The organism is Bauldia sp. (genome assembly GCF_965232525.1).
Classification (GTDB): Bacteria; Pseudomonadota; Alphaproteobacteria; order Rhizobiales; family Kaistiaceae; genus Bauldia.
Map to the genome: position 1 here is coordinate 2,845,149 of NZ_OZ246980.1, position 21,299 is coordinate 2,866,447.

Genomic DNA, 21,299 nt, shown 5'->3' on the forward strand with positions numbered 1-21,299 from the left:
CCTTGTCCCCTGACGGTTTGTGGATGTTGCCGGCTACCGGTTTCACATGTCGGTAGGTTTGCTGATCGATGTCGCTTTGATGACAGTGGACCGTCTGTGGGCATCTTCATCACCCAGCCTATCTTGTGGGCACACGGGGCCGTCGCTATACAGCCGGCTCCACCCCCTAGGGGCGAAAACCGACAGGAGCGAACATGGCAGTCGAGCGAACCTTTTCGATGATCAAGCCGGATGCGACGGCACGGAACCTGACCGGCCAGATCATTGCGAGGCTCGAGGACGCCGGCCTCCGGGTCATCGCCAGCAAGCGCGTGTGGATGAGCCGCAAGCAGGCGGAAGGCTTCTATGCCGTCCACAGAGAGCGGCCGTTCTTCGACGAACTATGCGATTTCATGTCGTCCGGCCCGACGGTCGTCCAGGTGCTCGAAGGCGAGAACGCCATCGCCAAGAACCGCGAAGTGATGGGCGCTACCAACCCGGCGGAGGCCGCCGAGGGGACGATCCGCAAGGACTTCGCCAACTCCATCGGCGAGAACTCGGTGCACGGTTCCGACGCGCCGGAGACGGCGGCGGTCGAGATCGCCTACTGGTTCCCGGAAATCGAAATCGTCGGCTGATCGCGTGGCGGCCTTACGGCGTCGTGTCCTCGTCACGATCGACTGACCAGCGGCCGGCGGCATCGTCATCGGCCGCCCGGGCTTCGACCCAGCGATCCTCGGACTCTACCGAGTGCTCCTTCTTCCAGAACGGCGCACTGGTCTTCAGGTAGTCCATGAGGAAGTCGGCGGCGGAGAAAGCCGCCTGCCGGCGGCGCGACGTAGCCACCACGAGAACGATGTTGTCGCCGACCGGGATCAGCCCGTGGCGGTGGATGACGGTGAGAGTATTCACCGGCCAGCGCTCCGCCGCGGTCTCGGCGATGCGGCGGATTTCGGCCTCGGCCATGCCGGCGTAGTGCTCGATCTCCAGGGCGGTCAGCCGGCCGTCGTCGCCACGGCATCGGCCGGTGAAGGTGACCACGGCGCCGACATCGTCAGCGTCCCGGGTTGCCCGATCGATCTCCGCGGCCGTGTCGAAGTCGGCGCCTTGGACGCGGACATCGATCCGCGCCACGTCAGCCTCCGGTCATCGGCGGAAACAGCGCGACCTCGCGGGCATCGCCAAGAGCTGTAGTCGGCTTGGCGTGAACCTGATCGACCGCCACCCTGATCGCCCTGGGCTCGGATAGCGCGTAGGCGTAGCGCTCGCCGCGGCTGCCCAGCCAAGTCACCAGGTCCGCGACCGTGACGACATCGTCCGGAACGCTGATATCCTCTTCCTCGAGCCCGATCCGCTCGCGAATCCAGGCGAAATAGAGAAGCTTCACGAGCCCTCCGACAGGATATGCCGCAGGCCGGCGCGGAAGTAGTCGAACCCGGTGTAGACGGTGACCAGCGCCGAAATCCACAGCAGCAGCAGGCCGACATAGGAGACCAATCCGAGATCGGGGGAGACCTGGGGGAGGCCGGCGAGCACCTGATCTCCGGCCGGACCGGCCAGCAGGAAACCGAGCGCCACCATCTGGAGGGTCGTCTTCCATTTGGCGAGCCGGGTGACCGGTACGCTGACGCGGACCTCAGCGAGGAACTCCCGCAGCCCCGAAACCGATATCTCCCGCATCAGGATCACCAGCGCGGCGATCAGCGACCAGCCGCCGATGGTGTTGTCCGAGACCAGCAGCAGCAGGGCGGTCGCCACCAGGAGCTTGTCGGCGATCGGGTCGAGCATGCGGCCGATGGCCGACTGCTGCTGCCAGATGCGGGCGAAGTAGCCGTCGAGGAAATCGGTGATGCTTGCGGCGATGAAAATAGCGAGCGCCAGCCAGCGGCCGGTATTGCTGCCGAGATAGTAGACCGCAACGATCGCCGGCACAGCGGCAATCCGCCCATAGGTCAACAGATTAGGCACCGAGAACGGTCCTGCCGTGTCGCTGGGCGGGGGTTGTTGGCTCGGCAGATCAACCATGGCTGTCACCGGTACCGCCGGGAGTCAGAAAATGCCAGCGGAAGCGTTAACCGGAATCGGATATGTGTCGCGCGTCTCAATGTGGTTCGATCGAGCCCGTGCCAAATCGTCGTCCCCACGCCCATGCTAAAAGCCTTTAACCATGTCGTCCACGCTGCCGGCTACTCTCTAGCTGGCTTTAGTCACCTTTTTAGGACAGAGCTCGCGGCACGGCTGGAAATCGTCGCCGGGATCCTCGCCATTGCCTGGCTCATCGTCCTCGGTCGCCCGATACGCGACTATGTGGTGATCCTGATCCTTTTTTGTATCCTGATCGCCGTCGAAGCGCTCAATACGGCGGTCGAGCGAATCGTCGACCGCCTGTCGCCCGAGCTGTCGGAGTTCGGCAAGGTGGCCAAGGACCTCGGATCGGCCGCCGTTTTCGCGATGCTGGCGGCGGCTGGCGTATATCTGATCGCGGTGACCGCGGAGGATTTCGGTCTGATCGTACTTTAGCGCGTCCGGTCGCGTCGTTTGGTCCTATGGGCCGATGGACGAGCCGCCCTATTCTCCGGGGTTTGAGGAATCCGGGGGTCGTATGGACCAACAGGGTCAGCACATAGTCGTTGCCGTCGCGACCTGCCGTCGCCCGCGTATGCTCGGCCAGCTTCTCGAGTCGTTTTCGACGTTGCGCGTGCCGGATGGCGTCGCGGTGACGTTTCTGGTGATCGACAATGCCCCGGACGCGCCGGTCGAGGCCCTGGTCGAAACCTGGCGTCCAGGGCAACCACACCCGGTTCGCTACGTGCTGGAGCGCGAGCCCGGCATTCCCTTCGCCCGCAATCGTGGGCTCGAAGAGGCCGACGCGCTGGGCGCGGACTACCTCGCCTTCATCGACGACGATGAAATGGTCGACCAGGATTGGCTTACCGCGTTTGTCGCGCACCTGAATCAGCAACCGTCGCACCTGGTTGGTGGTCCGGTGCGCTGTCTCCCGCCAGCCGACGCCTCGGTGATCGACGCCTTCATTTTTCGTGGTGTGCGCCAGCGCTACGAGCGCAAGGAGCGCAAGAACGCGCGCCGCCGCGCGCGCGGCAAGGACGACGGGATCACCATCATCACCAACAACTGGTTGGGCGATGTTCGCTGGCTAAGGGGCAACGAGCTGCGGTTCGACGCGCGGCTGCGCTACTCCGGCGGCTCGGACACCGCGCTGTTCCATGCCGCGAAACGCCTGGGCGCCCAGACATCCTGGTGCCCGGAGGCGGTAGTCCACGAGACCGTGCCGCGGGCCCGGCTGTCGCTTCCCTATCAGTTCCGCCGTGCCCGGGACCAAGCCGCTACCAGCTTCTGGCGCAAGAGCACCGACGAGCGCCGCAGTCTGCCGGTCAACGTGGCAACCGCCGCCGGCAAGATGGTCTTCGGCAGCGTGCTCGTGGTGATCTCGCCGGTCACCCTGGGACGCACCCTGGTCGACGGGATTCGCCTAGTCGGCTACGGCGTCGGCTACACGCTGGCGATGGCCGGCCGCCGCTCACGGCACTACGAGGTGCTGCAAGGCGAATAGGACCGAGGCGGCGACGCGCCGATCCACCAAATCATAGCCGTTGCGAATCAGATAAGTGTATGCTTATGTATTCGCGAAATGGAAAACGACATCTTCAAGGCGCTGGCCGATCCGACTCGCCGGGCGATCTTTGAGAAGCTCGCTGGCGGCAGCATGAACGCCAGTGCGCTCCGAACCGGCATGACCATCAGCCAGCCGGCGATGTCCCAGCACCTGGCGGTGCTGCGCAATGCACAGCTGGTGCGGGAGGAACGTCAGGGGCGTTTCGTCAACTACGAGGTCGATCCGGAGGGGCTAGCGCTGATCGCCAGTTGGCTTGCCAAGTATCGCGCCTATTGGCCGGCGCGTATCGATGCCCTTAAGGCGTTGCTGAAAGATATGGAGCCATGAGCGAACCACAGACCGGCGGGCAGACCAAGGAATTGGTGTTCGAGTACGCCCTGGACGAACCGCCCGAAAAAGTCTGGCGGGCGATCAGTACGCCGGGCTTGCGCGAGAAATGGCTGCCCGAGGACGATCTGGCGGACGCCGAGCCCGTCTCCGCGTCACCGGGCGAGGAAATCCGCTACCGCATGCGCGAGGACGAACCGCCGTTCCTGGAAAGCACCGTGACCTTTCAGGTCAGGCCCGACGCGAATGGCGGATCGGTTCTTAGGGTTATTCACGCGCTGACTGACGCAAGGGTGATTGCGCCGCCAGCCGCGAACAGCAACGGACAACTGCTGATGCGCGCCGCCTGACGCTCACCCGCCAACTGCAACCTGACAAGACTGGAGTTCGCCCATGCGCGAAGCGATGCAACTCATTCCGATGGTCGTCGAACAATCCAACCGTGGCGAGCGTTCGTTCGACATCTACTCTCGCCTGCTGCGCGAGCGGATCATCTTCCTGAACGGCGAGGTGAACGACACGGTGTCGGCGCTCGTCTGCGCCCAATTGTTGCTGTTGGAGGCCGAGAACCCGAAAAAGCCGATCCATCTCTACATCAACTCGCCCGGCGGCGTGGTGACCAGCGGCCTCGCGATGTACGACACCATGCGATACCTCAAGGCACCCGTGCATACGCTCTGCATGGGAACGGCGCGGTCGATGGGCTCGTTTCTGCTGATGGCGGGCGAACCCGGCGAGCGCGCGGCGCTGCCCAATGCCAGCATCCTCATCCACCAGCCGTCCGGCGGCTTCCAGGGGCAGGCCTCGGACTTCCTGATTCATGCCGAGGAGACTCGGCGGACCAAGGACCGAATGACGCGGCTCTACGCCGAGCATTGCAACCGGTCTTACGAAGAGTTCGAGCGGGCGATGGATCGCGACAACTTCATGACCGCCGAAGATGCGCTGGAATGGGGTCTGATCGACCGCATCCTGACCGAGCGCGCGATCCCCGACGGCTAACCGCCGCTCTCGTGGAAGTGGTCGTAGATCGTCCGGGCGGTCTGGGCGGAAATGCCCTGGACCGCGAGCAGGTCGTCGACGCTGGCGCGGCTAACCGCCTTGGCGGTGCCGAAGTGGCGCAAGAGGGCACGCTTCCGCGCTGGTCCAATGCCGGCGACCTCGTCCAGCGGGTTGCGGGCCAGGTCGTTCTTGCGGCGGGTGCGGTGGGAGCCGATCGCGAAACGATGTGCTTCGTCGCGCATGCGCTGGACGAAATAGAGGACCGGATCGCGGGGTTGGAGCGAGAACGGCGCCTTGCCCGGGACGAAGAAGGTTTCCTTGCCCGCGTCGCGTTCGGGCCCCTTGGCGACGCCGACAACGGGTAGGTCAGCGATGTCGAGTTCGGAGAGCACCTGCAGCGCCGCCGACAACTGGCCCTTGCCGCCATCGACGATCAGGAGGTCCGGCCACGGGCCCATCGTCTCGTCGTCGTCCCCGTCGGTGCGCGGCCCGGCCTCCTTGAGCAGACGTGAGAAACGCCGTTCCAGCACCTCACGCATCATGCCGTAGTCGTCGCCCGGGGTGAGGTCCTTGGAGCGGATGTTGAACTTACGGTACTGGCTCTTGGCGAAGCCTTCCGGTCCGGCGACGATCATCGCGCCGACCGGGTTGGTGCCCATGATGTGGCTATTGTCATAGACCTCGATCCGGCGCGGTGCTTCGGGCAGGTCGAGCCGCTTGGCCAGGTCGGCGAGCAGGTTCTTCTGGGACGAGGATTCGGCGAGTTGACGGCCGAGCGCCTCGCGGGCGTTGGCCAGCGCATGATCGACCAGATCCTTCTTCTCGCCCCGCTGCGGCACGCTAACGGTAACCCGGCTGCCGCTCTTTTCCGTCAGCGCTTCGGCCAGCAGGTCGCGCTCGGGGATGTCGTGGGAGAGGAGGACCTGACGCGGCACCGGCTTGTCGTCGTAGAACTGGGCCAGGAAGGCACCGAGCACGGCGGCGCAGTCGAGATCCTTGTCGGCGCGGGGGAAGTAGGCGCGGTTGCCCCAGTTCTGGCCGGTGCGGAAGAAGAACACCTGGATACAGGTGGCGCCGCCCTGCTGGTGGCAGGCGAAGATGTCGGCCTCCTGCAGGGATTGCGGATTGATGCCCTGATGAGACTGGACGTGAGACAGTGCTGCCAGCCGGTCGCGGTAGACCGCGGCCGCTTCGAAATCGAGCCGTTCGGCAGCGATCTCCATCGCTGCCTGCATCTCGGTGCGCACCGCCTGGCTGCGGCCGGACAGGAAGTCCTTCGCCTCGTCGACCAGCTCGGCGTATTCCGCTTCGGAGACGACGCCGGTGCACGGGGCTGCGCAGCGTTTGATCTGGTAGAGCAGGCAGGGGCGGGTGCGGCTTTCGTAAAACGAATCCGAGCAGGTCCGTAACAGGAAGGCCCGCTGTAGCGCGTTGATGGTCCGGCCAACCGCGCCGGCGGAGGCGAAGGGACCGAAATAGGTGCCCTTGCGGCTCCGGGCGCCGCGGTGCTTGATGATGGCCGGTGCCGGGTGATCCTCGGTGACCAGGATGTAGGGAAACGACTTGTCGTCGCGGAGCAGGACGTTGAAGCGTGGCCGCAGCCGCTTGATCAGGTTGGCCTCGAGCAGCAGCGCCTCGATCTCGGTCCGCGTCGAGACGAACTCCATCGACGCAGTCGCCATGATCGCCCGGGCGATGCGACCCGGCTGACCAGCCAATCGTGTGTAGCTCTGCACCCGCTTCTTCAGGCTGCGCGCCTTGCCGACGTAGAGCGCCTTGCCGTTGGCGTCGATCATCCGGTAGACGCCGGGCCCGTTCGGCAGCCGCTTGATCACGTCGGCGATCACGTCGACGCCGCGGCGCGACGGTCTATCCGCTTCGGGTGCTCGGGTCTCTTGGTCCATCCGGTCAGTCGATGACGTCAGGTGTTTCCCATGCCAGGTGCTGGCCGCCGTCGAGGCCGATCATCTGCCCGGTGATCGACCGATTCTCGATGAAGAATCGCACGGTTCGGCCGAACTCTTCCAGCGCCGGAGCGCGTTTCAATACGATCGTATCGATCCGCGCCTGAAACTCTTCCTCGGTCTGCGCGCCGTGGCGAAGGGTGGGGCCGGGCGCGATGCCATTGACCCGGACCTTCGGTCCGAGCAACTGCGCCAGCATCCTGGTCGCTTCCCACAGCCCGACCTTCGAAAGCTGATACGAGAAGTGGCGCGGTGTCGGCTTCCAGACGCTCTGGTCGAGGATGTTGACGACGTTGCCTTCGGTCTCGTCTGGAAGCTGTTCGGCGAGCGCCCGCGACAGGAAGATCGGCGCGGTCAGGTTCACCGCCATCTGGCGTTCGTGCTGTTCCAGGTCAAGCGGGCCGCCGGCGTCGGTGGTGAACATTGACGCATTATTTACCAACAACGAAGGTTTACCGAGGGCGTCGTTTACACGCTGAAGCAGGCCCGGGAGGGTGTTGCCGTCGGCGAGGTCGCCTTGAATTGCAACCGCAGTCATACCGCTTTCGCGAATGGCAGCGGCCGTCGCCTCTGCGTCATTTCGTGAACGATCATAATGAATTGCGACCGCCCAGCCGTGCGCGGCGAGGTCCTCGGCGATCGCCTTTCCGATCCGGCGCGCGGCACCGGTGACGATCGCGACGGGTGGTGTCGTTGTCATTCAATTCCCCGTGTTCGGCGGTCCAGGATGTCGCAGGTTAAGGTTGGTTAACATGGTTAACGATTTCATACATGGTCTCTAAAACCGCAGGATACCGCCATTTGTGTCCTATTTGTCACGCCCAAAAGCTCCATCAACAGGCCGCCGTACCGCCGTATTTCCTTAACCTTTACGCCATATTGCTGAGGCCCTATCTGAGGCCAAGACCGGGGGCTCCTCGACATGACGGAGGCCGGTTTACGCCACAGACTGACGAGGAGGTTACTATGTCGCGTATGCGTATCCTGGGTGCAGCAGCCGTTGCACTCGCAATCGGAATGGGCGGCGCTCAAGCCGCCGACATCTACAATCCGCCGCCGGCGAATATCGTCTACAACCCGACCCCGGCTTATAGCTGGACGGGCGGTTACGCCGGTGCCCTGATCGGTTATGGCTGGGGAACCCCGAAGGTCGGTAGCCGGGAATGGGACGCCGACGGTCTGGTCGGTGGCGTGTTCGGTGGCTACAACTTCCAGACGAATCCCAACATGGTGTTCGGCTTCGAGACCGACATCACGGCCACGGGCATGAGCGGCAAGCGCAACGGTATCCGGGTCGAGAATCCCTGGAACGGTACGCTTCGGGCCCGTGCCGGCATAGCCTTTGATCGGGCCATGATCTACGCTACCGGTGGTGTCGCGGCCGCGTCGCTTGATGTGAAGCGCGGCGGCAAGTCGGATCAGGCGCTGCGCGCCGGTTACACCGTGGGCGCCGGCATCGAGGCGGCTTTGACCGATACGGTGGTTGGGCGCGTCGAATACCGCTACACTCACATCGGTAAGCACAGCTACGACACCAAGCCGAAGACCAAGGCTGAGTTTTCTTCGAACCAGGTCCTCGTCGGTCTTGGCGTGAAGTTCTGATCGCCTCCCGGCCAACATGAACACCAGAAGCCCCGCTTCGGCGGGGCTTTTTTTTTGGACGACCCGCGCCGGCTGATGCTGCGCGGATTCAATCCCCCTGCGAAGGGCACCGCGCAGCGAGTCGCCGGTTAACGCGACGCTCGGTCCTCGGTCTTCATCAGCAGCGCAACGGCCGCGAAGCCGAGTGCCAATAGACCGTGCAAGACCAAAGCGCCAAGGGCCAGCGGTTGCGAATACACCTCGAAAGTCGGGGCGGCGGACCAGAGGCTTCCGACCGCGCCAAGGCCGTGGAAAGCGGCGAACCCGATTGCAATATATTTCGCCGTGGCCGATTGCACGCCTGCCACGAAAACAACGACTGCACCCAGCACGCCAAGCGCGAGAAGCGCGCTTCCCAGGAAGCGGAAGGCGATGGTCACCTGAACTGATTGTTGCGCGATCTGTTCGGCCGATTGCGAGGATGACGCGCCTGACAAAAAGGCGCTCGCCCCGAATATCAGCTCGAAGACGACGTGGATGATGAAGACGATGTAAGCGAACGTTCTCATTTCCAGCGGCCTTTCCGATCCATGACGAGCACGGGTGGCGACAAGAGACTTCGCCGCCGCTTTGGCGGGGTTCCTGCACCGCACGCGACGCGGCTGTGTCTTTCCGCTCTACGCGTCGTCGCCAACCCCCTACCGGGCCGGCTCCAAGGTCACAACCGGCGCCCGGCAAGTGAGCCGATCGACGTCGGCGCAGCGCCGGAATTGGAGCCGCTTGGTCAGACAGATCCGCGCCTGGAGTACGCCCTGACGCGAACAGCTCAACGCGAACCCGCGCTCCGACAAGCCGGGATTCGCCGCGAGGAAATCCGCCTCGATGGTCCTCGGGCTGGTCGCGATCGCGGTCTCCGGCGCGCGATACCGCGTCGGAATCGTCACCGCCGCGACCGCTCGCCGCAACAGGTCGAAATAGGCCTTGGGCCTCAGCCCGGAGCAGGTTCCGTGGCGGTTCCAGGCATGTGCCGCTTCCTTACCCGATGGCATGACGTCGCTGATGCTGGCGATGTCGCTCCGCGTCAGGCCGTAGGGTGTGCTTCGGCAATCCTCCGGATAGCCGCGCTCGAATTGCGGCCAGAGACCGTGCACGTTGAAGCTCGACCGGGAGAGATCGCATTGCTCCGGGTCCGGCCGGCGCGCATTGGCGCAATAGCTCGGCGACCAGGTGAGGGCGAGAACGTAGAAGTCGAAGTCGCCCGGCTGATCGTCGACCGCGGCGAGCGGCCCCGGCGCGAGAACCAGGCTGACGGCAAGGGCGAGACGCTTAAGGACGGATCGAGCGGCACCAACTGCCATAAACATGCCACTCGTCATAGGCAGGCAGGCAGGACTCGACGCGCCAGCCAACGGAGGCAAAGCCCTGGCGGGTTTCGATCAGATAGGCCACCTCGGACTGGCTACCGTCGGTCATCCACGCCGTGCCGCGGCAGTAGCGCCGGCCGATATCGCTGTGCGCCTGGATCTGTTCGGGCTTTTCGTAGACATCGGTGACCGCTTCGATCTTGACCCCCCAGTGGAAGGTCTTGCGGTTCGCATAGGCGAATTTCTGGGCGACGGTCGCAAGGACCTGGCGCGAATGGCACTCCGGAAGGTACCCATCACCGCGAAACCACCCGGCCTCCGCCGGCGCGGTTACGCCAAACGCTATCAACGCAGCTAAACAGAGACGCTTCATGAACACCCCCCGACGACTGAAACGACAATGCGCTTACGGCCTGCCCGGGTCAAGACTGGCCAGCCTTCCGATGGCCGGTGCGCTTTTCCTGATCGCCTCGAATTTCGCCGCGGCCGAGGAGGTCACGTTCCCGGATGGGCTCACCTGCCCGGAAGAAATCGCCGGCGGAGAGCGGATCTCCGTCGCGCTGGAAACGCGGACGCCGGGCGTTCTCGGGTACTGCGTTTACTATCTCCTCGGCGAGACCGATCTGGAATCGGTGACCCTGACGCTTCGGGTTGCCGACGACAGCTACGACTGGGACGCCAGTTTCAAGGCACCGAAGATCGACAAAGGCGGCATGCGGCTGGTCGAGGAGGGGCCGCAGAGTGCGCCGTTCGGCGATGCCGAGCGCGAGGCGACGATGATCACGCTGACGATCGAGGAGGAGGAGCTTGGACCGATCACCGAGTCGTTCGCCACGCTCTGGGTCTTCGACCTCGGTGACGGCCGCGTCGTGTCGCTGGAAGAGGAGTACAACAACATCAGCGCCGAGATGCGGGGGCCGCTTCGCGACGCGCTCCTGAAGGCGCAAGGGTAAGTCACAAAGGCGCCGCGACTAGCCGCGACTCCGCGAAATCAGCCCGGCCAGAATGGCCGAAAACGCCTTCGGAAAAATTTTCCCCGGTTTTCCTTGATACTGTCGTAAAAGTGTCATGTATTCGGGCGGTTGTGATTCATTGAAATCGAGGTGGGTGGTCGTCGGGTGCGGGACGAAGAGGCAAGGAGTGCGTCCGGCGCGTCGATGCGGCCGGCTCCCAACGGGTTCTCGGCGCTTCCACCCGGAACGGAAAGCCGCTTTCGCGAGATCGAACTGAAGCTCGCCGGGACGCCGCGGAGTCTTGCGGCGATCTTCGACAAGCTCGGCGATGGTGCGGCCAAGATCGCCGATGTCGACAGCACCTATTTCGATACCGCCGACCGGAGACTGTGGCAGCGGGGCTACACGCTTCGGTTGCGTCGACGTGGCGACGTGATCGAACTGACGCTCAAGCGCCAGGATGGCGGTCCGCTCGCCCGCGGCGAATGGACCGCAACGCTGAGCGAGCCGCTGGTGGACCTGGCGGAGTTGCCGCCGGAAGCGCCGCGTAGTCAAATCGGGACCATTCTGCCCGAGGAACTGAGACCGGTGTTCGCCACAACCTTCGAGCGGACCCGAAAGCGTCTCGACCTGCCTGGTGCCTCGGTCGAAGCCGCGCTCGACCTCGGCACGATTGCCGCTGGGAAACGCGAGGCGCCGATCGCCGAACTCGAGCTCGAGCTGCTCGACGGTGGGCTCGCCGCCATGCTCCGGCATCTGAAGACGACACTGCGCAACCGCAACTTCGTCATCGGGACAAGGACCAAGTCAGACCGGGGCATGGACCTCGCCGACGACGTGCCGCCACGGACGACGAAGGCGATCAAGCCACGTCTGACGCCGGCCGACACGATTGATACGGCGCTGGCGCGCATGGTGGCGGCATCGACCAACCAGGTGCTGGGCAACATCGCGGCGGCCGCGGATGGCCGGAACCCGGAGGGCGTGCACCAGCTTCGCGTGGCGCTCCGCCGCCTGCGATCCGGCTTTACCCTGTTCAAGGGCCACGTGACGCGGCAGGTCGAGGCCCTCGACCAGGCGGCCAGGAACGGATTCAAGGCGCTGGGACCGGCGCGCGACTACGACGTCTTTTTGCTGGAGACCCTGCCGCCGGTGCTGGAGAGCAACCCGGAAAACCCCGAGCTTTCGGCCTTGGCGGTGGCCGCGCAGGAACGGCGCGACGCGGCACACCAGGCCGTGCGCGATCTGGTCGAGGCGCGCTGGTTCAACCGTTTTCTCCTCGATCTCCTACTCGCCGGCGAAGCCGGCGGGCTCGTTCGACGCGACCGGGATAAACCGCTCGACGCGCTTGCCGCAACCGTCCTGCAGAAGCGGCATAAGAAGGTACTGAAGCTCGGCCGAGGTTTTGCCGACCTGGCCTATGCGGAGCGGCATGAGGTGCGGATCGCGCTGAAGAAGCTGCGCTATGCCTGCGACGACTTCCGCGACCTGTTTCCCGGCAAGCTGACCAAGGCTTACCTCAAGCGCCTGTCGGCCCTGCAGGACGATCTCGGTCGCCTCAACGACGCGACGGTGGCCGGCGGGATTGCCGACGGCCTCGCTGCCGACGCGCCGGATGGCGAGACCGCCGCGGCGATGATCAAAGGCTGGTACGGACATCGGCTCCGCCACGTCGAACCGCACATGCGCGAGGACTGGCTCCGGTTCACCGAAGCCCGGCCGTTCTGGAAATCGTGAAAGGCGAGGCGGGGCCACGATGATCTCGATCCTGGTGGCCAACGCCAAGGGCGGTTGCGGCAAGACGACCGTGGCGACCAATCTCGCGACCGCGTTCGCCAATGCCGGGCTGGTGACCGCGCTCGCCGACGCCGATCGGCAGCGCTCCTGTCTCGGCTGGTTCAAGCGGCGCCCAAAGGACGCGCCGAGGATCGCCGCGCTCGACTGGCACAAGCGGGACGGCAAGCTGCCCGACGACATCGACCGGCTGGTGATCGACTCCGGTGCCGGCCTGCGGTCGCGCCACGTTCAGGACCTGCTCAAGCGCGCCGACATCGTCGTCATGCCGGTGCTGCCGTCGGTGTTCGACGAGCGGGCCACCAAGGCGTTCTTGAAAAAAGTCGAGGCGTTGAAGCCGATCCGCAAGGGCAAGAAGCCGGTCGCCGTTATCGGCAACCGGTTACGGGCGCGAACCAAGGCGGAAACCGAGCTGGAGACGTTCCTGGCGAAGCTCGGTCACGACGTCGCCGCTCGGCTGCGCGATCGCTCAACCTATCAGGACGTCGCCCGCCGCGGGCTCGGCGTCTTCGACCTCTCCCCGGCGCGCCGCGCCGGCGTCGTCGACGACTGGCTGCCGCTGATCCATCTGATCGAGGATCGCGGCTGATCGGGCGCGCCCGTTCTCAGCGTTGTTTCGGCGGGCACGTGACCTCAATGTAGACCGGGTCATTGTGTTTCTTGCTAGCCCAGTTGTGGCAAATGCACTCTGTTGTCGTTTCCTTTTGTTTACTACACGTCATATTGGCGCTTGGGTGCTCACAACTTACCGAATCCTTATCGATCGGGTTGCCATAGCAATAAATATACCAGGTGTTTCCTTGTCCACCCTGAATGTCCTCGTGATAATCGCAGCTAATTTCATCGCAATAGCAATTGCCATCACTATCGCATGTGTCTGAATAGGCAGCGGAGAAACCAAGAAGGATAAAGCCGATCATGGCCAGCAACCGTATCGCCATCATATTCTCCCTCGGGATCCCGGGTTCAGAACCCGTCACGGTGGTTTTCACTCGGACAAGGTGATCGGCAGCTAACCTCGCGCAGATAACCGATGTCGAGGCCGAGACTGAGGTATTTCAGCGCGCTCCGCAAGGCGCCGGGCGGTCGTGGACCGCGCCGCTCCCTCCCTATCAGCCCTATGAACACTTGATCGTAACGTAGACAGGATCGACGTGATTCTTGCCGGCAAGGTTAGAGCAGATACACTCCGTTGTCGTTTCTTGTTGCTTGCTGCAGCTCATATTAGCGCTGGGGTGGCCACATGTCACATTCTTCCTGTCGACCGGTTGGTTATTACAGTAAGTGTACCAAGTATTTGAATGTCCACCCTGAAGATCCTCATGAAACGTGCAACTATCTAGGGTACAATTACACTTGTCATTCGGGCATGCGTCATCAGAGATGGCCGTGGAAACGCCAAAAAAGACAAGGGCGATCACGGCCAGCAATCGTATCAGCATCACAGTCTCCCTCGGGATTCCGGGTTCAGAACCCGTCACAGTGGTTTTCACTCGGACAAGACGGTCGGCAGCCAACCCCGCGCAGATGACCGATGTCGAGACCTAGACTGAGGTATTTCAGCTCGCTCCGCAAGGCGCTGGGCCGCCCGTCGATTAGCCGGTCCCGGGGTGCGCCCGGCTAGAGGCCGAGCAGCTTCAGCCACTCGTCAACCGACTGACCCGACGACATGCGCGGCGCGACCATCCGGTCGATGGCGAAGCTCGGCGACTCGTGAACGCCCATCTGCCGAGCGTAGCGGGTGTGCCAGCGGATCGCCCGGTCGACGGTCCGGAAACAGAACGCCTCGGTCAGATCGGTGCCGGCGAGGCTGGAGAGTGCGGCGAGGATGTCGGCTGGGGTGCGCTCCATATTGGTGCCGCGGCAATGATCGTCGAACTCGAACGCCTCGCGATCGGCATAGACGCCGGCGATCACCTTGAGCGCGACCGGGGTGCCGTCGTCGCGGGCGCTGGCCGCCAGGATGCCGCGGGTGACGACGCCGGAATAGAGATGCCAGGGCTGGGAGAGGAGGCGGATGCGGATCGTCAGGCGCTCGGGCCCGGCGGCCTCGAGTAGTGCCGGAAACTTGCCGAAGGCGCGCTTCGAAAACGGGCAGGTCGGCTCGAGAAACACCTCGAGCTCGGTCGGGCCGTGGCCGAGGACGAGGGGCGCGACGGGATGGGGATCAGAGGACATGGCGGTGCTTCGTGTTTGGCGGGAGCCGCAAGATTGCCGCGCGGACGCGACATCGGCAAGAGGTGCACCGGCCATCGGCGACCCCTTATCGCGACCGTAACCGCGGGTCCACCGATCTGCGTTCGTCGCATTGGCACCCGCGCCGGGACTGTTATTGAAACCAATAAGCCCACACCAGCAATATGATCGTTCCCGCCATCGCCACGACGGTCGTCGCCCTCTGAAGCCCCTCGCTTTGGCGGAAGCGGTCCACCCAGCCGACCAGCAACATGAGCGGAAGAATCAAGGCGATAGTGCTCGTGTTGAGAAGAAAGGCGACCCAGGCGTTCGCCGGCGACGGCGTGTTATCGAGATAAGCATCCCACGGCGGGAGGAACATGCCGCCGCCGGCGCCAGTCAGAACCGTCACGCAGACGCCGGCAAAGTTGCAGTAGAAGCTGACGATCGTCAGTGCGCAAAACAGCCAGGCATTGACCGCGCTGAATCTGAGGAGGGGACGGAGCGCGACGAACGCGAGCATGAACACCGCCTCCAGCAACCCCAGCGTATGCGCCATTCCGATGATCGGCGCGCCGGGGGCCCCGACGGGAATGCCGATCAGCAAGCCGCCGAGAAAGAGGAGACAGGCACCGATCATCATGACCGTGCGATCGGCGGTGTGAGATGGCGTTGTGTCGCTCATTGCCGGCTGGTCCTCATTCGAACTGAAACAACCCCTTGGCGTTGAGCTCAGAGATACTGCGGCGGGCGACGCCGCCACAACCGTCGATGATGCCGACGACGACCTGTCCAAGCCGGCCATGGTTGAAGGTCTGACCCACCAATCGGTCAGCGTTGTCCTGCCCACCCAGGCTGATGGAGAGGCTTCGTCACTCCGCCGGCATGCGTTCCGGTGCGCCGACCGGATGAACCCGGAAGACGATGGCGCGGGCGGGCTCGTTGGTGGTTTGCGGCGAATGGACCTTGCCCTTGCCGATCACGAAGGCCTCGCCGGCGCGATAGATCCGATCCTCCTGGCCCTCTTCGCGATGGATCGCCGCGCCCTCGATCACATAGACGATCTCCTCGCCGGGATGGGTGTGCGGCGGCACTTCCGCGTTGGGTGGGATCACCACGTCCGAAACGATGACTTCAAGCCCGGGGGCGGTCTCGAGCGGCGCGACCAGCATGGTGTTGCTGCCCGGCGGCGGACGATGCCCCTCGTCGGCGGAAACCGGGATTACGCAAAGAGCACTCATCCCTGCCAACGCCGTGATCGTTGTCACCAAGCCAATACGTCCGCTCATTCTGTCGACCTCTTCCCTCGGGGTTTCGAGGATTGCACCTTAGCATCGCTTCCATCTTGCGGTCTGATCCGCTGCGTAAGATAACGTCGCGACGAGCGGGGAGCATGGTTCATGGCCGAACAGACCAACACATTGCTGACCGCCGGGCGATTCCCGGGCGCGGTCGGCCTGACCCGTGCGCTGCTTCATCATGGCGCCCGGGTGGATGTCGCCGATTCTTACAAACTCGCCGCGTCACTCCATGCGCGCGGCATCGCCAAGCCCCATGTCGTGCCCTCTCCATCGAAGGAGCCGCTGGCCTTTACCGACGCAGTGGCGCGGATCGTGACGGAGCGTGACATCGACGTCGTGATCCCCACCTTCGAGGAGGGCTTTTACCTGTCGCGATACCGGGACCGGATACCGGTGCCGGTTTTCGCGCCGGATTTCGACACGATCGTCGAGCTTCACGACAAGGCACGGTTCCAAATCGTGTGCCAAGACCTCGGCTTGCCCACCCCGGCCTCGGTCACGGTGACGACCCAGGACGCCCTGCGGCGGGAGGTCGATCGTTTCGAGCGCCATCTCGCCCGGCCGGCATTCTCGCGCGGCGGTGCCTTCTGCTACACAAACCATGGCCCGCGGGTCGGCGAAACCCAGATCGAAGAATGCTGGCCGACCGACGACAATCCTTGGCTCGTGCAAGAATTCATCGAGGGCAACGATGCCTGCACCCTGAGCGTGGTGCGGGACGGCAAGGTGGTCGTCCATTGCGTTTACGAGCCGGTGATCGCCGCCACCGGCGGCTTTTCAGTGCAGTTCCAGTCGATCGCCGATTTCGGCACCCTGGCGGTGGTGGAAGCGGTAGCGGAGCGGTTCGGCTACAACGGCTTCATCGGCTTCGATTATCGCCGTACCGACGATGGCTTCGTGGTGATCGAGTGCAATCCGCGGCTCGACGCGGGTGTGTTCGTCACGCCGCAGGCGTGGATCGCCGAGGCGGTGCTCGGCGATCCCGGAGATTTGCGGATCGCCCCGGCCGGGGTGATGCGGCAATACGATGCCGTGCTGCTCGGATCCGGCGGCGTCGATTTGAGCGTCGGCGAACGGCTGAAGCTCCTGCTGACCGCGCCCGACGCGCTGATCGAGGGGCGCGATCTGCTGCCGTCGATTCTCTACTACGTTCAGCGGCGCCACTGGAAGGCGGTGGCGCGCGACGAGCACATTCCGCTCAATGCGGCGTTCAACGAGGATATCTCCTGGGACGGCTCGCCAATGCCCGATCCGCTCCCGGACCGCGGCGCCGGCTGACCGCCATCCACGCCAAAGTCGCTGCCCGGCGCGGCGCGAGTGGGTGATGCGACGGGCTTCGCGGCGTTACCGAAAGACAAGCACCAGCATGCTCAAATCGATCGCGGGGAAGGGGAGAGCGGCAATGCGGATGCTAGGGAGGCTGATGCCGGGGGCGGCCCTGTTCGTTTTAGGAGCCGGGGCGGGCGCCTTGGCCGAATGCGGGCCGATGACGCTGGAATCGGTTCCCGGCACCCGCGAGGCGTATTTCTTCGACCATGACGACAGCGGGGGCCCGAGCGTCGGCGACAAGCGCGGCGGGCACCGCGAGATACGCGCCAGCGACGGCGCGCGCAGCGGCACGGCCTACTGGATCAACACGGTCCTGGCGGTTGACGCCGGTGGGGCGCCGGACGCGCTCGCCGTCGAACTGGTGCTTGCGCTCGACGATGGCGTCCTGTTCGTGACCCAGTTGCATGACGCAGCGGTGGAAGACTACGCCCTGCCCGAGGCGACCACCGTGCCGGCCGAAGCCCGCTGGTCCGTGCACGGCGGGACCGGCGCGTATGCCGGCGCAGCCGGGACCGTGGCGATCAGCTTCGACGACGCCGGCGAGTCGTCTTACGACCTGGACGTGACCTGCGAGTAGCGCCCCGTCATCCCTTTCGGCGGCCGTCGCTGACGCCTAACGGCGAACCGCGCGCTTTCGCGACACCCAAGCGTGCTCGCCGGTCTCGTAGCCGATCAACTCCATCACGTCGGGCTCGGCAAGTTGACCCGAAATCACCCAGGCATCGGCTTCGCCGTGGGAGATCAGGGTAATCTCGTCTCCGGACCATGAGATGACGCCCATCAGACCCACGTCGCGCTCCGACACCTGCTGCTCGCCGTCATGGAAGTTTCCGAGGTCGCTCGTGAAACGCAATTGGCCGCGTACCATGTAACCCTCTTGCTCGGTGAGGACGATCGTCGCTTCGAAAGCGGTGGCGTCCACACTCGTCCCGTCGGCCATTTCGAGCGTCTCGAAGACGATCTCCCAGGTTCCCACCAGGTTGGGGGCTTGATCAGACTGCGCCGAAGCGGTGGTGGGTATAGCCAAGCCGATGAGGAGCACGAGGGCGGCCGAAAGAGTCTTCATGGCGATTTCTCCGGTGTTGGGGCGCAGGCTTTGGATAGATGCGGATCATTGTAGACAGCGTTTCCGACGCGCGCTTAACAGCGCGGCATCGGCACGAATGATGCTCCGCCCCCGCCTGGCGCTCAGTCCTGCCGGATCATGATGGTGCGGGTCGCGACGGCAAACGGGCCGGCTTCCAGCGCGATCACCTCCATGGTGTCGCGGTTCACGAGGCGGGCGCGGTAGGTGGTCTCGTCCTCGTGGTCGGCCCAGTACACGGTCTCGTTGTCGAAGCCGATCGCGCCGACGACGTTTTCCGACTGCAGGTGCTGGATGCCGGCGGCGCCCTGGAATTCGGGGCCGTCGATGTCGTTCGCCCAAGTCATGGTGCCGCGAAAGACGCCGCGGAACTGCTCCTCGACGATCAGGGTGCCGGTCGTCCCGCTCTGATCGTAAAGACCACCCTCCCAATGGGACACTTCGCCGGTCAACGTCACCCAGGCGCCGGTGAGATCGGGCGGCTCCTCGGCCTCAGCCAGGGCGGGAAGACAAGCGACACCGACCAGCGCAACGAGACGAACGATGGCGGACATGATGGGGCCTCCGTTTGGGGGGAGGGGAGCATGGGGGTGCGGGGGCGACCGACGTCGTCAATCCGTCGCTTTGGAGGGCACAGGGAACATCAGAAATTTGTTCATGCTATGTTCCATATATGTTATAATTCAAATGGAGGGAACTTGTAGCGAGGAACCTGAATGTTTAGCAAGATCGCAAAGCTCCTTTTAGTCGCTTCATCCATCGCTCCGGTCGGAATTGTGTATGCTTGGGTATCGGCTGTCGAGTCCGACTACAAATCTGCGATAATAATACTGCTCGTTTCTTTTTTGTTGTTCCTTTTTTGTCTTTATATTGTGACAAGAGCTCAAGAATATGTAGAAATAGAGAGGTTTAGAGCGACTACCATAGAAGCTGCTGACCGAGAAAACATAGCATTTCTCATTTTGTATATTTCTCCATTGTTTGCCGCTCAATTCTCATCCTTGAATTGGTACCTTTGGGTACCAACCATCGTAATTTTTGGGCTCATTACCGCGACCGGCTATAGTTACCATTTCAATCCATTGCTTGGCCTGATGGGCTGGCACTTTTACAAGGTGCAGTCAACGGAGGGAGTTGTTTTTGTCTTGATTACGAAAAAATATCTTCGTACGTCGGCCGATGAGTTTGAAGTGTGTCAGCTGACAGAGTACATACTGTTGGACGTGGGAGGCTAGCCGTTCTTTGAACCTGTTCGCAGCATCAAGAAATATGGAAGACGAGTTGGAAGTCAGGCGCGTCCGGCTTGAGCGGCACGCCCAAACCTCGCTTGGGCAGAGGCTCCAACTAATGGAGGCCGCGTTCTTCGAGGGAATCAATGAAGAAGTCGAATTCGATGGCGATTGGACGCCGGACGAGAATGAATTGCTAAGTCTTCCTCTGACGCCGGAGGGGCGGCTCATGTTGGATGCGGTGGATGCGAACACGGTCGCAACGCCCACAATGGACCCAGCCGCCATAAATGGGGGCTCGGTAGTCGCGCTGTTTGCAAAGAGTGAAGCCGGCGGTATGGACCAAGTACTAGTTCAAAATTTTGGAGCTCGGCAGATATTGGTCCGAGACGGGGCTTTTATCTTCGATGGAACAAGCTTCAGGTTGTTTAATCAACCAGCTTTTGCTATCTCACGTAATTTAGTTGCCGTCATTGATGCTAATTCCATGAAATTCAAAAGCTACGCGAATCTGCGTAGAATATTTCGCATACAATTGTTTTTTCAAGAGGCCACGGACGAAAATATAGAAGAATTCGCAGATCATCAGAGCGTGTACATTGAAGACATTGGCGTATTAAAAGACGCATGCGATCAAACCGCACGAAAAATGATCAACAAAATACATAGACTGCGAACTCTTGACGAGCATCATCCGCAAGAGATAGTAAATAGAGCGGCGTCTGTTGGCCTGCAGATTGATCTTAACGGCGGTAGTATTGTATTTCCGCCTGACAGACGAGAATTAAAAAATTTACTTCGATTTCTCGATGATGGGTTGTATCGCGCGTCTCTAAGCGGTTTCAGATACATAGCGAATTCAAAGCGGCCTGTACCGACATAGACGTCCAACGGTTGGTCGTGGCGTCGATCGCGGTCGATAATGAGTTCGCGAATTATCGTCTAAAAAGGTCGACAACACTGTCCAAGTCAGGGGGAGGCGGTAGTGATAGGCCAACCACATTAAGTGCAACAAGAAATTCTCGAATGGAGTCTTCGAAAGTCGCGAGTGGGACAGTGTCTTCTATTTGAACCAGATGAGGTCGGAGGCTACGACCCGCTTTCGGCTTCTGTTCGCTGACATCCAGTATCAGCGGGACAGGATCATTCGGATCATCGATGCAATGCAACTCGTAGATTCCGCGAGCCATAAACCGGGCGTCGTCTTCGGAAAGAGGTTGCCCTTTCCGCAGGTTAATCGCGACCGCATAGGCTTGGCCGTCAACGTACCAAATACCCTTTATGCTTGGCTTGAACCAAAATCCGAGAACATAGATTGGTTTGGATCGAGCGGGATACCAATTTCCGCGTCCTCCGAAGTAATCTCTCAGCAGTGTATAACCTTCGCGGATGGTCTGGTTCTTCCATTCATCCTTGTAGGACGAAAACGCCATTGAGATAAACTCATCGTCCGCCAGGCCGCGTATTGCATGACCTAGCCGTGGCCATACTTGTCCGTACGACATGAAGCCCTTGTCGCCCAAACGAACGGCCACTTCTCTCGCGGTGAGTGCGACATTCGGTCGGATAACACTAGGGCGCGC

30 protein-coding genes are annotated in these 21,299 nt (G+C 62.7%); 14 read left to right on the forward strand and 16 right to left on the reverse strand.

Annotated features, from left to right (window positions below; all coding sequences use genetic code 11):
• The first annotated feature begins 194 nt into the window (after positions 1 to 194).
• Positions 195 to 617, forward strand: coding sequence for a nucleoside-diphosphate kinase (ndk, locus tag ACO076_RS13425; protein WP_421723340.1), 423 nt, complete (start codon positions 195 to 197; stop codon positions 615 to 617).
• Between the two features lie 13 nt (positions 618 to 630).
• On the opposite strand, the gene ACO076_RS13430 is transcribed toward ndk, so the two are convergent.
• From ACO076_RS13430 to pgsA, 3 genes are read right to left on the reverse strand one after another with little or no spacing between them, the layout of a single operon-like run.
• Positions 631 to 1,113, reverse strand: a complete 483-nt coding sequence (locus ACO076_RS13430) for a molybdenum cofactor biosynthesis protein MoaE (RefSeq protein WP_421723341.1) — start codon at positions 1,111 to 1,113, stop codon at positions 631 to 633.
• A 1-nt stretch (position 1,114) separates the two neighbouring features.
• Complete coding sequence (gene moaD / locus ACO076_RS13435; protein ID WP_421723342.1) at positions 1,115 to 1,366, reverse strand: molybdopterin converting factor subunit 1; 252 nt, start codon at positions 1,364 to 1,366, stop codon at positions 1,115 to 1,117.
• Positions 1,363 to 2,004: a CDP-diacylglycerol--glycerol-3-phosphate 3-phosphatidyltransferase gene (gene pgsA / locus ACO076_RS13440; RefSeq protein WP_421723343.1), complete on the reverse strand. Its 642-nt coding sequence runs from the start codon at positions 2,002 to 2,004 to the stop codon at positions 1,363 to 1,365. Before pgsA ends, moaD begins: the two co-directional genes overlap by 4 nt.
• Here pgsA and ACO076_RS13445 point away from each other — a divergent pair.
• The 5 genes from ACO076_RS13445 (at position 1,984) to ACO076_RS13465 (ending at position 4,942) form a co-directional block, all read left to right on the forward strand.
• The gene (locus ACO076_RS13445) at positions 1,984 to 2,499 is read left to right on the forward strand and encodes a diacylglycerol kinase (protein ID WP_421723344.1); all 516 of its coding nucleotides are present in this window, start codon (positions 1,984 to 1,986) and stop codon (positions 2,497 to 2,499) included. The two genes, pgsA and ACO076_RS13445, sit on opposite strands and share 21 nt — an antisense overlap.
• An 82-nt stretch (positions 2,500 to 2,581) precedes the next feature.
• A complete protein-coding gene (locus ACO076_RS13450) occupies positions 2,582 to 3,550 on the forward strand; it encodes a glycosyltransferase family 2 protein (protein WP_421726735.1) in 969 nt (322 codons plus the stop codon).
• 78 nt (positions 3,551 to 3,628) lie between these two features.
• Positions 3,629 to 3,940: an ArsR/SmtB family transcription factor gene (locus ACO076_RS13455; protein WP_421723345.1), complete on the forward strand. Its 312-nt coding sequence runs from the start codon at positions 3,629 to 3,631 to the stop codon at positions 3,938 to 3,940.
• Positions 3,937 to 4,290: an SRPBCC family protein gene (locus tag ACO076_RS13460; protein ID WP_421723346.1), complete on the forward strand. Its 354-nt coding sequence runs from the start codon at positions 3,937 to 3,939 to the stop codon at positions 4,288 to 4,290. Before ACO076_RS13455 ends, ACO076_RS13460 begins: the two co-directional genes overlap by 4 nt.
• A gap of 43 nt (positions 4,291 to 4,333) precedes the next feature.
• Entirely contained in the window at positions 4,334 to 4,942 is a 609-nt protein-coding gene (locus tag ACO076_RS13465; protein WP_421723347.1) for an ATP-dependent Clp protease proteolytic subunit, read from the forward strand.
• Here the strand turns inward: ACO076_RS13465 and uvrC are convergent.
• Both uvrC and ACO076_RS13475 read right to left on the reverse strand, forming a co-directional pair.
• Complete coding sequence (gene uvrC, locus ACO076_RS13470; protein ID WP_421723348.1) at positions 4,939 to 6,846, reverse strand: excinuclease ABC subunit UvrC; 1,908 nt, start codon at positions 6,844 to 6,846, stop codon at positions 4,939 to 4,941. The genes ACO076_RS13465 and uvrC overlap by 4 nt on opposite strands.
• 4 nt (positions 6,847 to 6,850) lie before the next feature.
• Positions 6,851 to 7,606, reverse strand: a complete 756-nt coding sequence (locus ACO076_RS13475) for an SDR family oxidoreductase (protein ID WP_421723349.1) — start codon at positions 7,604 to 7,606, stop codon at positions 6,851 to 6,853.
• A 266-nt stretch (positions 7,607 to 7,872) separates the two neighbouring features.
• On the opposite strand from ACO076_RS13475, the gene ACO076_RS13480 reads away from it, so the two are divergent.
• Positions 7,873 to 8,508: an outer membrane protein gene (locus ACO076_RS13480; protein WP_421723350.1), complete on the forward strand. Its 636-nt coding sequence runs from the start codon at positions 7,873 to 7,875 to the stop codon at positions 8,506 to 8,508.
• Positions 8,509 to 8,636: 128 nt separating this feature from the next.
• On the opposite strand, the gene ACO076_RS13485 is transcribed toward ACO076_RS13480, so the two are convergent.
• The 3 genes from ACO076_RS13485 to ACO076_RS13495 all read right to left on the reverse strand — a co-directional run bounded on the left by ACO076_RS13485 (position 8,637) and on the right by ACO076_RS13495 (position 10,224).
• Positions 8,637 to 9,056: a hypothetical protein gene (locus tag ACO076_RS13485; protein ID WP_421723351.1), complete on the reverse strand. Its 420-nt coding sequence runs from the start codon at positions 9,054 to 9,056 to the stop codon at positions 8,637 to 8,639.
• Positions 9,057 to 9,185: 129 nt separating this feature from the next.
• Entirely contained in the window at positions 9,186 to 9,845 is a 660-nt protein-coding gene (locus ACO076_RS13490) for a ribonuclease T2 family protein (protein WP_421723352.1), read from the reverse strand.
• Positions 9,814 to 10,224, reverse strand: coding sequence for a hypothetical protein (locus tag ACO076_RS13495; RefSeq protein ID WP_421723353.1), 411 nt, complete (start codon positions 10,222 to 10,224; stop codon positions 9,814 to 9,816). The genes ACO076_RS13490 and ACO076_RS13495 overlap by 32 nt, the downstream gene beginning before the upstream one ends.
• Before the next feature lie 70 nt (positions 10,225 to 10,294).
• Here ACO076_RS13495 and ACO076_RS13500 point away from each other — a divergent pair, with 70 nt between their 5' ends.
• The 3 genes from ACO076_RS13500 to ACO076_RS13510 all read left to right on the forward strand — a co-directional run bounded on the left by ACO076_RS13500 (position 10,295) and on the right by ACO076_RS13510 (position 13,187).
• Entirely contained in the window at positions 10,295 to 10,804 is a 510-nt protein-coding gene (locus ACO076_RS13500) for a hypothetical protein (protein WP_421723354.1), read from the forward strand.
• 165 nt (positions 10,805 to 10,969) lie between these two features.
• Positions 10,970 to 12,541 carry a CHAD domain-containing protein gene (locus ACO076_RS13505; RefSeq protein ID WP_421723355.1) on the forward strand — a complete coding sequence of 524 codons (1,572 nt, stop codon included), beginning with the start codon at positions 10,970 to 10,972 and terminating at the stop codon, positions 12,539 to 12,541.
• A gap of 19 nt (positions 12,542 to 12,560) precedes the next feature.
• Positions 12,561 to 13,187, forward strand: coding sequence for a division plane positioning ATPase MipZ (locus ACO076_RS13510; RefSeq protein WP_421723356.1), 627 nt, complete (start codon positions 12,561 to 12,563; stop codon positions 13,185 to 13,187).
• Positions 13,188 to 13,203: 16 nt separating this feature from the next.
• On the opposite strand, the gene ACO076_RS13515 is transcribed toward ACO076_RS13510, so the two are convergent.
• The 5 genes from ACO076_RS13515 to ACO076_RS13535 all read right to left on the reverse strand — a co-directional run bounded on the left by ACO076_RS13515 (position 13,204) and on the right by ACO076_RS13535 (position 16,062).
• Positions 13,204 to 13,539 carry a hypothetical protein gene (locus ACO076_RS13515; protein WP_421723357.1) on the reverse strand — a complete coding sequence of 112 codons (336 nt, stop codon included), beginning with the start codon at positions 13,537 to 13,539 and terminating at the stop codon, positions 13,204 to 13,206.
• A gap of 679 nt (positions 13,540 to 14,218) precedes the next feature.
• Complete coding sequence (locus ACO076_RS13520) at positions 14,219 to 14,776, reverse strand: DsbA family protein (RefSeq protein ID WP_421723358.1); 558 nt, start codon at positions 14,774 to 14,776, stop codon at positions 14,219 to 14,221.
• 151 nt (positions 14,777 to 14,927) lie between these two features.
• Positions 14,928 to 15,458 (reverse strand): hypothetical protein, encoded by a 531-nt coding sequence (locus tag ACO076_RS13525; protein WP_421723359.1) that lies wholly within the window; start codon positions 15,456 to 15,458, stop codon positions 14,928 to 14,930.
• Positions 15,459 to 15,471: 13 nt separating this feature from the next.
• Positions 15,472 to 15,597, reverse strand: a complete 126-nt coding sequence (locus tag ACO076_RS13530; protein ID WP_421723360.1) for a hypothetical protein — start codon at positions 15,595 to 15,597, stop codon at positions 15,472 to 15,474.
• A gap of 48 nt (positions 15,598 to 15,645) precedes the next feature.
• Entirely contained in the window at positions 15,646 to 16,062 is a 417-nt protein-coding gene (locus ACO076_RS13535; RefSeq protein WP_421723361.1) for a cupin domain-containing protein, read from the reverse strand.
• A gap of 111 nt (positions 16,063 to 16,173) precedes the next feature.
• On the opposite strand from ACO076_RS13535, the gene ACO076_RS13540 reads away from it, so the two are divergent.
• Positions 16,174 to 17,352, forward strand: a complete 1,179-nt coding sequence (locus tag ACO076_RS13540; RefSeq protein ID WP_421723362.1) for an ATP-grasp domain-containing protein — start codon at positions 16,174 to 16,176, stop codon at positions 17,350 to 17,352.
• 145 nt (positions 17,353 to 17,497) lie between these two features.
• Positions 17,498 to 17,980, forward strand: a complete 483-nt coding sequence (locus ACO076_RS13545; RefSeq protein WP_421723363.1) for a hypothetical protein — start codon at positions 17,498 to 17,500, stop codon at positions 17,978 to 17,980.
• Between the two features lie 36 nt (positions 17,981 to 18,016).
• Here ACO076_RS13545 and ACO076_RS13550 read toward each other — a convergent pair whose 3' ends face one another.
• A complete protein-coding gene (locus tag ACO076_RS13550; protein WP_421723364.1) occupies positions 18,017 to 18,469 on the reverse strand; it encodes a hypothetical protein in 453 nt (150 codons plus the stop codon).
• A 122-nt stretch (positions 18,470 to 18,591) separates the two neighbouring features.
• Positions 18,592 to 19,041, reverse strand: a complete 450-nt coding sequence (locus tag ACO076_RS13555) for a hypothetical protein (RefSeq protein WP_421723365.1) — start codon at positions 19,039 to 19,041, stop codon at positions 18,592 to 18,594.
• Between the two features lie 162 nt (positions 19,042 to 19,203).
• On the opposite strand from ACO076_RS13555, the gene ACO076_RS13560 reads away from it, so the two are divergent.
• Both ACO076_RS13560 and ACO076_RS13565 read left to right on the forward strand, forming a co-directional pair.
• Positions 19,204 to 19,722: a hypothetical protein gene (locus ACO076_RS13560; RefSeq protein ID WP_421723366.1), complete on the forward strand. Its 519-nt coding sequence runs from the start codon at positions 19,204 to 19,206 to the stop codon at positions 19,720 to 19,722.
• Positions 19,723 to 19,729: 7 nt separating this feature from the next.
• The gene (locus ACO076_RS13565; RefSeq protein WP_421723367.1) at positions 19,730 to 20,599 is read left to right on the forward strand and encodes a Kiwa anti-phage protein KwaB-like domain-containing protein; all 870 of its coding nucleotides are present in this window, start codon (positions 19,730 to 19,732) and stop codon (positions 20,597 to 20,599) included.
• Positions 20,600 to 20,651: 52 nt separating this feature from the next.
• On the opposite strand, the gene ACO076_RS13570 is transcribed toward ACO076_RS13565, so the two are convergent.
• Positions 20,652 to 21,251, reverse strand: a complete 600-nt coding sequence (locus ACO076_RS13570; protein WP_421723368.1) for a hypothetical protein — start codon at positions 21,249 to 21,251, stop codon at positions 20,652 to 20,654.
• Positions 21,252 to 21,299: the final 48 nt, after the last annotated feature.

Excerpts from the sequence above, each read along its gene's own strand:
- ndk (WP_421723340.1), top strand. The coding sequence starts at position 195 with ATGGCAGTCGAGCGAACCTTTTCGATGATCAAGCCGGATGCGACGGCA.
- pgsA (WP_421723343.1), bottom strand. The coding sequence starts at position 2,004 with ATGGTTGATCTGCCGAGCCAACAACCCCCGCCCAGCGACACGGCAGGA.
- ACO076_RS13450 (WP_421726735.1), top strand. The coding sequence starts at position 2,582 with ATGGACCAACAGGGTCAGCACATAGTCGTTGCCGTCGCGACCTGCCGT.
- ACO076_RS13455 (WP_421723345.1), top strand. The coding sequence starts at position 3,629 with ATGGAAAACGACATCTTCAAGGCGCTGGCCGATCCGACTCGCCGGGCG.
- ACO076_RS13460 (WP_421723346.1), top strand. The coding sequence starts at position 3,937 with ATGAGCGAACCACAGACCGGCGGGCAGACCAAGGAATTGGTGTTCGAG.
- ACO076_RS13465 (WP_421723347.1), top strand. The coding sequence starts at position 4,334 with ATGCGCGAAGCGATGCAACTCATTCCGATGGTCGTCGAACAATCCAAC.
- uvrC (WP_421723348.1), bottom strand. The coding sequence starts at position 6,846 with ATGGACCAAGAGACCCGAGCACCCGAAGCGGATAGACCGTCGCGCCGC.
- ACO076_RS13475 (WP_421723349.1), bottom strand. The coding sequence starts at position 7,606 with ATGACAACGACACCACCCGTCGCGATCGTCACCGGTGCCGCGCGCCGG.
- ACO076_RS13480 (WP_421723350.1), top strand. The coding sequence starts at position 7,873 with ATGTCGCGTATGCGTATCCTGGGTGCAGCAGCCGTTGCACTCGCAATC.
- ACO076_RS13485 (WP_421723351.1), bottom strand. The coding sequence starts at position 9,056 with ATGAGAACGTTCGCTTACATCGTCTTCATCATCCACGTCGTCTTCGAG.
- ACO076_RS13490 (WP_421723352.1), bottom strand. The coding sequence starts at position 9,845 with ATGGCAGTTGGTGCCGCTCGATCCGTCCTTAAGCGTCTCGCCCTTGCC.
- ACO076_RS13495 (WP_421723353.1), bottom strand. The coding sequence starts at position 10,224 with ATGAAGCGTCTCTGTTTAGCTGCGTTGATAGCGTTTGGCGTAACCGCG.
- ACO076_RS13500 (WP_421723354.1), top strand. The coding sequence starts at position 10,295 with ATGGCCGGTGCGCTTTTCCTGATCGCCTCGAATTTCGCCGCGGCCGAG.
- ACO076_RS13510 (WP_421723356.1), top strand. The coding sequence starts at position 12,561 with ATGATCTCGATCCTGGTGGCCAACGCCAAGGGCGGTTGCGGCAAGACG.
- ACO076_RS13515 (WP_421723357.1), bottom strand. The coding sequence starts at position 13,539 with ATGGCGATACGGTTGCTGGCCATGATCGGCTTTATCCTTCTTGGTTTC.
- ACO076_RS13520 (WP_421723358.1), bottom strand. The coding sequence starts at position 14,776 with ATGTCCTCTGATCCCCATCCCGTCGCGCCCCTCGTCCTCGGCCACGGC.
- ACO076_RS13525 (WP_421723359.1), bottom strand. The coding sequence starts at position 15,458 with ATGAGCGACACAACGCCATCTCACACCGCCGATCGCACGGTCATGATG.
- ACO076_RS13535 (WP_421723361.1), bottom strand. The coding sequence starts at position 16,062 with ATGAGCGGACGTATTGGCTTGGTGACAACGATCACGGCGTTGGCAGGG.
- ACO076_RS13540 (WP_421723362.1), top strand. The coding sequence starts at position 16,174 with ATGGCCGAACAGACCAACACATTGCTGACCGCCGGGCGATTCCCGGGC.
- ACO076_RS13545 (WP_421723363.1), top strand. The coding sequence starts at position 17,498 with ATGCCGGGGGCGGCCCTGTTCGTTTTAGGAGCCGGGGCGGGCGCCTTG.
- ACO076_RS13550 (WP_421723364.1), bottom strand. The coding sequence starts at position 18,469 with ATGAAGACTCTTTCGGCCGCCCTCGTGCTCCTCATCGGCTTGGCTATA.
- ACO076_RS13555 (WP_421723365.1), bottom strand. The coding sequence starts at position 19,041 with ATGTCCGCCATCGTTCGTCTCGTTGCGCTGGTCGGTGTCGCTTGTCTT.
- ACO076_RS13560 (WP_421723366.1), top strand. The coding sequence starts at position 19,204 with ATGTTTAGCAAGATCGCAAAGCTCCTTTTAGTCGCTTCATCCATCGCT.